The organism is Streptomyces niveus, from assembly GCF_001723055.1.
Taxonomy (GTDB): domain Bacteria; phylum Actinomycetota; class Actinomycetes; order Streptomycetales; family Streptomycetaceae; genus Streptomyces; species Streptomyces niveus.
On sequence record NZ_MDCR01000137.1, the window covers coordinates 1 to 7,368 of the forward strand.

At 70.2% G+C, this 7,368-nt stretch carries 4 protein-coding genes and 1 pseudogene; 4 read left to right on the plus strand and 1 reads right to left on the minus strand.

Annotated features, from left to right (window positions below; all coding sequences use genetic code 11):
- Nucleotides 1–40: 40 nt before the first annotated feature.
- Nucleotides 41–2,182 (plus strand): HelD family protein, encoded by a 2,142-nt coding sequence (locus tag BHU15_RS17385; protein WP_069628031.1) that lies wholly within the window; start codon nt 41–43, stop codon nt 2,180–2,182.
- Nucleotides 2,183–2,196: 14 nt separating this feature from the next.
- Nucleotides 2,197–2,883, plus strand: coding sequence for a signal peptidase II (locus BHU15_RS17390; protein WP_218028066.1), 687 nt, complete (start codon nt 2,197–2,199; stop codon nt 2,881–2,883).
- A 95-nt stretch (nt 2,884–2,978) separates the two neighbouring features.
- On the opposite strand, the gene BHU15_RS17395 is transcribed toward BHU15_RS17390, so the two are convergent.
- Nucleotides 2,979–3,683: a copper homeostasis protein CutC gene (locus BHU15_RS17395; protein ID WP_023540804.1), complete on the minus strand. Its 705-nt coding sequence runs from the start codon at nt 3,681–3,683 to the stop codon at nt 2,979–2,981.
- A gap of 304 nt (nt 3,684–3,987) precedes the next feature.
- Between BHU15_RS17395 and BHU15_RS17400 the strand changes: the two genes are divergently transcribed.
- Both BHU15_RS17400 and BHU15_RS17405 read left to right on the plus strand, forming a co-directional pair.
- A complete protein-coding gene (locus BHU15_RS17400; RefSeq protein WP_069628032.1) occupies nt 3,988–6,294 on the plus strand; it encodes a heavy metal translocating P-type ATPase in 2,307 nt (768 codons plus the stop codon).
- 188 nt (nt 6,295–6,482) lie between these two features.
- Nucleotides 6,483–7,331: pseudogene (locus tag BHU15_RS17405) on the plus strand (ThuA domain-containing protein); the annotation flags it as partial.
- Nucleotides 7,332–7,368 lie beyond the last annotated feature (37 nt).

The following is a 7,368-nucleotide window of genomic DNA, read 5'->3' on the forward strand; positions in this document are numbered from 1 at the left end:
GTCGGAGCGGGGTCGTGCGCGGACACGGTGGTGCCTCCGGATGTCCGCGCACGACCCCGCTCCGACCAACGCCGCCACCGCCACCGCCACAGCAGGCACAGAGCCCGACACCGACCCGCTCCTCGCCCGCGAACGCGCCCACCTCAACGCCTCCCGCGCCGCCCTCCGCGCCATGCGCGAGGACGTCCAGGCCCTCGACATCCGCGACGTGACCGCGAACTGGGTCAACGCCGCCGTCCTCGAATCGCAGATCGAGGACCGCATCAAGGCACTCGCCGACCTCTCCCACACCCCCCTCTTCTTCGGCCGCCTCGACTACGAGCACGTCGTCGGCGCCGCCGAGGCCGAAGGCGCCGAGGGCGAGCGCTTCTACATCGGCCGGCGGCACGTCCACGACGCCGACGGCGACCCCATGGTCATCGACTGGCGCGCCCCCGTCTCGCAGGCCTTCTACCAGGCGTCGAAGAAGAATCCGCTGGATGTCGGCCTGCGCCGGCGCTTCGGCTACACGGCCGGCGAGCTGACCGCGTACGAGGACGAACACCTCTCCGACCCGACGGAGGCCGTCCACTCCAGCAAGCTGCTCCAGGCCGAGATCGAGCGCCCGCGCGTCGGCCCGATGCGTGACATCGTCGCCACGATCCAGCCCGAGCAGGACGAGATCGTCCGATCCGGACTCAGCGGCTCCGTCTGCGTACAGGGCGGCCCCGGCACCGGAAAGACGGCGGTCGGCCTGCACCGGGTGGCGTATCTGCTGTACGCGCACCGCGAGCGGCTGGCCCGTACCGGCACGCTCATCATCGGACCGAACGCGTCCTTCCTCCACTACATCGAGCAGGTGCTGCCCGCGCTCGGCGAGTTGGAGGTCAAGCAGGCGACCGTCGACGAACTGGTGGCGTCGACGCCCGGCCAGGTGCGGGTGACAGGCGTGGACAGCGCGGCGACGGCGGTCGTCAAGGGTGACGCCCGTATGGCGCGGGTGCTGCGCCGCGCGGTCCGCTCGCACGTCACGCTCCCGACCGAGCCGGTCATGGTGGTGCGCGGCTCCCGGCGCTGGCGGGTTCCGGCGTACGAACTCGAAGAACTGGTACGGGAGCTGCTGGCCCGCGACATCCGGTACGGCGCCGCGCACGACGCCCTGCCGCAGCGCATCGCGCACGCCGTGCTCGTACAGATGGAGAGATCCGGCGAGGCGCCGGACGACCGCGTGCAGGACGCGGTGGCCCGCAACCCCGCGGTGAAAGCCGTCGTCAAGGCAGTGTGGCCCGCCGTCGACCCGGCGAAACTGGTGCTACGGCTGCTCTCCGACGCGGACTTCCTGGCCGAGCACGCGGAGGGGCTGCTGACGGCGGACGAACAGCGGGCGCTGCTGTGGACGAAGCCGCCGCGCAGCGTGAAGACGGCGAAGTGGTCGTCGGCGGACGCGGTGCTGATCGACGAGGCGAACGACCTGGTGTCGCGTACGCACTCGCTCGGCCATGTCGTACTGGACGAGGCGCAGGACCTGTCCCCGATGCAGTACCGGGCGGTGGGGCGGCGCTGCTCAACCGGTTCGGCGACGGTGCTCGGGGACCTCGCGCAGGGCACCACACCGTGGGCGACGGCGAGTTGGGCGGAGGCGTTGGAGCATCTGGGCAAGCCGGACGCGGCGGTGGAGGAACTGACGGCCGGTTTCCGCGTACCGCGCGAGGTGATCGCGTACGCGTCGCGCCTGCTGCCGACGATCTCACCGGGGCTGACGGAGGTGGCGTCGGTACGTGAGGCGCCGGGGTCCCTGGAGGTACGTCCCGTGGAGGCGGGCGCGCTGGACGCGGAGGTCGTCGGCGCGTGCGTGGAGTCGCTGCGGCACGAGGGCTCGATCGGCCTGATCGCGGCGGACGCCCGTATTCCGGCACTGGCCGCCGCCCTGGCGGCGGCGGATCTGCCGCACCTGGCGCCGGGCGAGGAGACCACGGCGGTCTCCCGCCTCACCCTGGTCCCGGCGTCGCTGGCGAAGGGTCTTGAGTACGACTACGTGGTCCTGGACGAGCCGTCTGCGGTGGTGTCGGGCGAACCGGACGAACGCACAGGCCTGCGTCGCCTTTACGTGGCACTGACCCGCGCGGTCTCGGGCCTGACCGTGATCCACGCCTCATCACTGCCGAACCAACTGGACACGGCCTGGGCGGGGTCGGCCGGGTAGGTGACACTGTTCGGGTGAACGAGAACGATGATCCCGAGGCGAAGACGGTGGCTGCGGCGGACGGGGCGGTGGCGGGCGGAGCTGCGGCAGGCGGGGCGGCGGTAGCAGACGGAGGGGTCGGGCCTGCTGCGGGCGATGCGCTCGTCACCCCCGCTCCCGGACCCACCCGCCGGCTCTTCTGGTCGGCTCTTGGCGTCGCCCTCGGGCTCCTGGTCGTCGACCAGGGCACCAAGTGGTGGGCGGTGGACGCGCTGGCCGACTCGAAGTCGATCCCCGTCTTCGGCGACTTCATCCGCTTCTGGCTCGTCTACAACCCCGGCGCCGCCTTCTCCATGGGCACCGGCGTGACCTGGATCTTCACCGTCTTCGCCGGGATCGCCGTGGTGGCCATCGCCTGGTACGCGTGGCGCGTACGTTCCACCCCGTGGTCGTACGCGCTCGGACTGCTCCTCGGCGGCGCCACCTCCCACTTCGGCGACCGGCTGTTCCGCGAGCCCGCCTTCGGGCGGGGCCATGTGGTCGATTTCATCGACTACTCGGGCTTCTTCGTCGGCAACGTCGCCGACATCGGGATCTTCGCGGGGGCGGTGAGCATCGTGGTGCTCTCGTTCAGGGGCATAGAGGCCACGCAGGTGCCCGTGCCCGCCGAGGCGGGGAGTGATGCGGGCGAGACGGGGAGTGACGGCAAGTCCCGGGACTGATCGGTCGATCGGCCGGCCCGGGGCCCGGGGCATACCGCACCACCGCACCACCACACGACGACGACGGCGACGACGGCGACGCGAGGGCCGACCGGCTACGCGTCGATCGCCTCGCGCCACTGCCGTACCGTCGCCTCGTCCACCGGCGCGTCCCAGCCGTTCGGCCGCGCCGCGCCGCCGATGTGGAACGCGTTGAGGCCGCCCGCGCGGAGCTGCGGCAGGTGGTCGAGCCGCAGGCCGCCGCCGACGAGGAGTTCGGGGCCGTAACCCGGTTCGCCGCGGGCCCCCGACGCCGCCTCCGCCAGGAGGACCTGGATGCCGTCGTCGACGCCGTTCGCCGAACCGGCCGTGAGATACGTGTCCAGGCCCGGCAGGTCCGCGAGTTGCTTGCGCAGCGCGTCGCGGTTGGCCGCGCGGTCGATCGCCCGGTGGAAGGTCCAGCGGCAGGGGTCCAGCTCGGCGACGAGCCGCTCCACCGTGACGAGGTCCGGGTTGCCATCGATGTCAAGGAAGCCGAGTACGAACTCGTCGGCGCCCTCGATCCGCATCGCGCCCACGGATTCCACCAGCGCGTCCACTTCGTCGGGCGCCCCCGCCGCGAATCCGTCCTGGAGCCTCAGCATCACGCGCAGCGAGATGTCGACGGAGGCACGGATCTTCGCGAAGGTCTCGACCGCCGGCGTGAGGCCGTCCGACGCCATGTCGGTGACCAGCTCGAGCCGGTCCGCCCCGCCCGCCTGGGCCGCGACGGCGTCCTCGGCGTTGAGGGCGATCACCTCCAGGACTGCACGCTTGCTCATGGGAACCCATTTCCGTTCGGGAGGCTGGCCGGGAGGCGCTATAGGTCTAGTCCAATAGCCACCCTACGACGCCGCACGGCGCCTTCGCATCACCAAACCTCCAGCACACCACATCGTTGACCGCGCGCTTGCGCGACGAAGGTCATAGTCGTGGTTCATGCATACCCCTAGGGGGTATAGTTCCCGCCAAGGAACTACCCTTGCCCGAGATAGGGGCGAGGGGTATACATGGAGTGGGAACCAGATACCCCCCAGGGGTAATGGAACCTGGTTCGCGTCAGCGACACGGAGGAGAAGGCCAGTCATGAGCAGCACACCGGTAACCGACACACCCACCGCCGCCCCCGTCCCGGCTCCGGCCACCGCCGCGGTCGACGTCGAGCTGACCATCGGTGGTATGACCTGTGCCTCATGCGCGGCTCGCATCGAGAAGAAGCTGAATCGCATGGACGGCGTGGAGGCGACCGTCAACTACGCGACCGAGAAGGCGAAGGTCAGTTATCGGGGCGAGGCCGTCTCGGTCGGTGATCTGATCGCGACCGTCGAGGCCACCGGTTATACGGCTGCCGAGCCGCCCCCGCCCCGTCCGGCGGGCGGCGAGGTCTCCTCGCGGTCGGCGGAGGAGGAGGCCGACGACGAACTGCGGCCGTTGCGGCAGCGGTTGATCACCGCCGTGGTGCTGTCGGTACCGGTGATCGCGATGGCGATGATCCCGGCGCTCCAGATCGAGTACTGGCAGTGGCTGTCGCTGACCCTCGCCGCTCCCGTCGTGACGTACGCGGCGTGGCCGTTCCACCGTGCGGCGTGGAAGAACGCCCGACATGGCGCGGCGACGATGGACACGCTGATCTCGGTGGGGACGTCGGCGGCGTTCCTGTGGTCGCTGTGGGCGCTGTTCTTCGGGACCGCGGGCACTCCGGGCATGACGCACCCCTTCGAGCTGACCATCGCGCGCAGTGACGGCGCGGGGAACATCTATCTGGAGGCGGCGGCCGGTGTCACCGCCTTCATCCTGGCCGGGCGGTACTTCGAGGCGCGTTCCAAGCGCAAGGCCGGGGCCGCGCTGAGGGCCCTGATGGAGCTGGGCGCGAAGGAGGTCACCGTCCTGCGCGGCGGAGTCGAGGTCACCGTGGCGACGGGTGAGCTGGCGGTCGGGGACCGGTTCGTCGTACGGCCCGGGGAGAAGATCGCCACCGACGGCACCGTCACCGAGGGCACCTCCGCCGTCGACGCCTCCATGCTCACCGGCGAATCGGTGCCGGTGGAAGTGGCACCGGGCGACACCGTGACCGGCGCGACCCTCAACGCCGGGGGCCGCCTGGTCGTCCAGGCGACCCGGGTCGGGTCGGACACCCAGCTGGCCCGGATGGCGCGGATGGTCGAGGACGCCCAGAACGGCAAGGCCGCCGCCCAGCGCCTCGCCGACCGGATCTCCGCCGTGTTCGTCCCCGTCGTCATCGCCCTCGCGCTCGGCACGCTCGGCTTCTGGCTCGGCAACGGATCCGGCCTCACCGCCGCGTTCACCGCCGCCGTCGCCGTCCTGATCATCGCCTGCCCCTGCGCGCTCGGACTGGCCACGCCCACCGCCCTCATGGTCGGCACCGGCCGCGGCGCCCAGCTCGGCATCCTCATCAAGGGTCCCGAAGTCCTCGAAACCACCCGCAAGGTCGACACCATCGTCCTCGACAAGACCGGCACCGTCACCACCGGCAAGATGACCCTCCTCGGCGTCCACGCCGCCTCTGACACCGCCGACACCGAACTCCTGCGCCTGGCCGGCGCCCTGGAGCACGCCTCCGAGCACCCCATCGCCCGCGCCATCGCCACCGGAGCCACCGACCGGACCGGAACCCTCCCCACCCCGGAGGACTTCGCGAACATCCCCGGCCTCGGAGTCCAGGGCATCGTCGAAGGCCACGCCGTCCTCGTCGGCCGCACCAAACTGCTGGCCGAATGGGAGATCCACCTCCCTGAGGAGCTGGAAGCCAGGAAGCAGGAGGCGGAAACCCAGGGCCGCACCGTCGTCGCGGTGGCCTGGGACGGTCAGGCGCGCGGCATCCTGGAGGTCGCCGACGCCGTGAAGGACACCAGCGCCGAGGCCATCCGCCGGCTGCGGGGCCTGGGCCTGACCCCGATCCTGCTCACCGGCGACAACAGGGCCGTCGCCGAGGCCGTGGCCCGCGAAGTCGGCATCACCGACGTCATCGCCGACGTCATGCCCGAGGACAAGGTCGACGTCGTCACCCGCCTTCAGGCCGAGGGCAAGTCCGTCGCCATGGTCGGCGACGGCGTCAACGACGCCGCGGCTCTCGCCCAGGCCGACCTCGGCCTCGCCATGGGCACCGGCACCGACGCCGCCATCGAGGCCGGCGACCTCACCCTGGTCACCGGCGACCTCCGGGCCGCCGCCGACGCCATCCGCCTCTCCCGGCGCACCCTCACCACCATCAAGGGCAACCTCTTCTGGGCCTTCGGCTACAACGTCGCCGCCCTCCCTCTCGCCGCCGCCGGACTCCTCAACCCCATGATCGCCGGAGCCGCCATGGCCTTCTCGTCCGTCTTCGTCGTCGGCAACTCCCTGCGACTGCGCACCTTCAAGGCATCTGTCTGAGCCTCCGACCGACCAAGCTTTGGTCCAGACCAAAGCCTTGACAGGCTGGCGCTTCACTTCTTGAATCAAAGAGGTGAAGCGCTTTCTGTCGTTCTGCCAGTTGCCGACGGTCCCGCTTCCCGATCCGCCTTTCTGTCCTGCATTTCTTGTCATATGCATGGCACCCCCCATCAGGAAGGGATCGTCACGTGCTCACCAGGACACGTCTCACCCAACGTCCGCTCCGCCTGCTCCTGCTGCTCGCCGTCCTGCTCGGACTGGCCGCCGTGCCCACCACCGGCCGTGCGGCGTCTGCCGCTCCGGCGGCGAAGGAGACGGCAGCCGCCGCGGACTTCCATGTCCTCGGCTTCTACAGCGGCACCTGGGACGCCGCGCACATCAACTTCGTGGCGGAGGCCCGGAAGTGGTTCCCGCAGACCGCCGCCGCCAACAACTTCACCTTCGAGTCGACCAACAACTGGAACCGGCTGACCGGCAGCGGCCTCCAAGGCGTGGACGTCGTCCTGTTCCTCGACGACCTGCCGCAGAGCGCGGCCCAGCGGTCGGGCTTCGAGCAGTACATGCGTAACGGCGGCGGCTGGATGGGATTCCATGTCGCGGCCTTCACGACGGGCGCCCAGCAGTGGCCCTGGTACCACAACGAGTTCCTGGGCAGCGGCAACTTCAGGTCCAACACCTGGGGCCCGACGACCGCCAAGCTGAAGACCGAGAACACCTCGCACCCAGCGCTCGCGGGGATTCCGGCGACCTTCACCTCGTCGGTCAGCGAGTGGTACAGCTGGTCCAACAACCTCCGGTCGAACCCCAACATCAAGGTCCTGGCCTCGGTCGACCAGTCGAGCTTCCCGCTCGGTACGGACCCCAACCAGTCCTGGTACAGCGGGGATTACCCGATTCTCTGGACGAACAGCAAGTACAAGATGCTGTACGCGAACTTCGGCCACAACGCCATGGACTACAACACCAACACCGGCCTGTCGTCCACGTTCGACAGCGCGACGCAGAACCGCTTCGTGGTCAACGGTCTGAAGTGGCTGGCCCAGTGATCCGCTGAGTCACCAGGTCCCTGCCGGC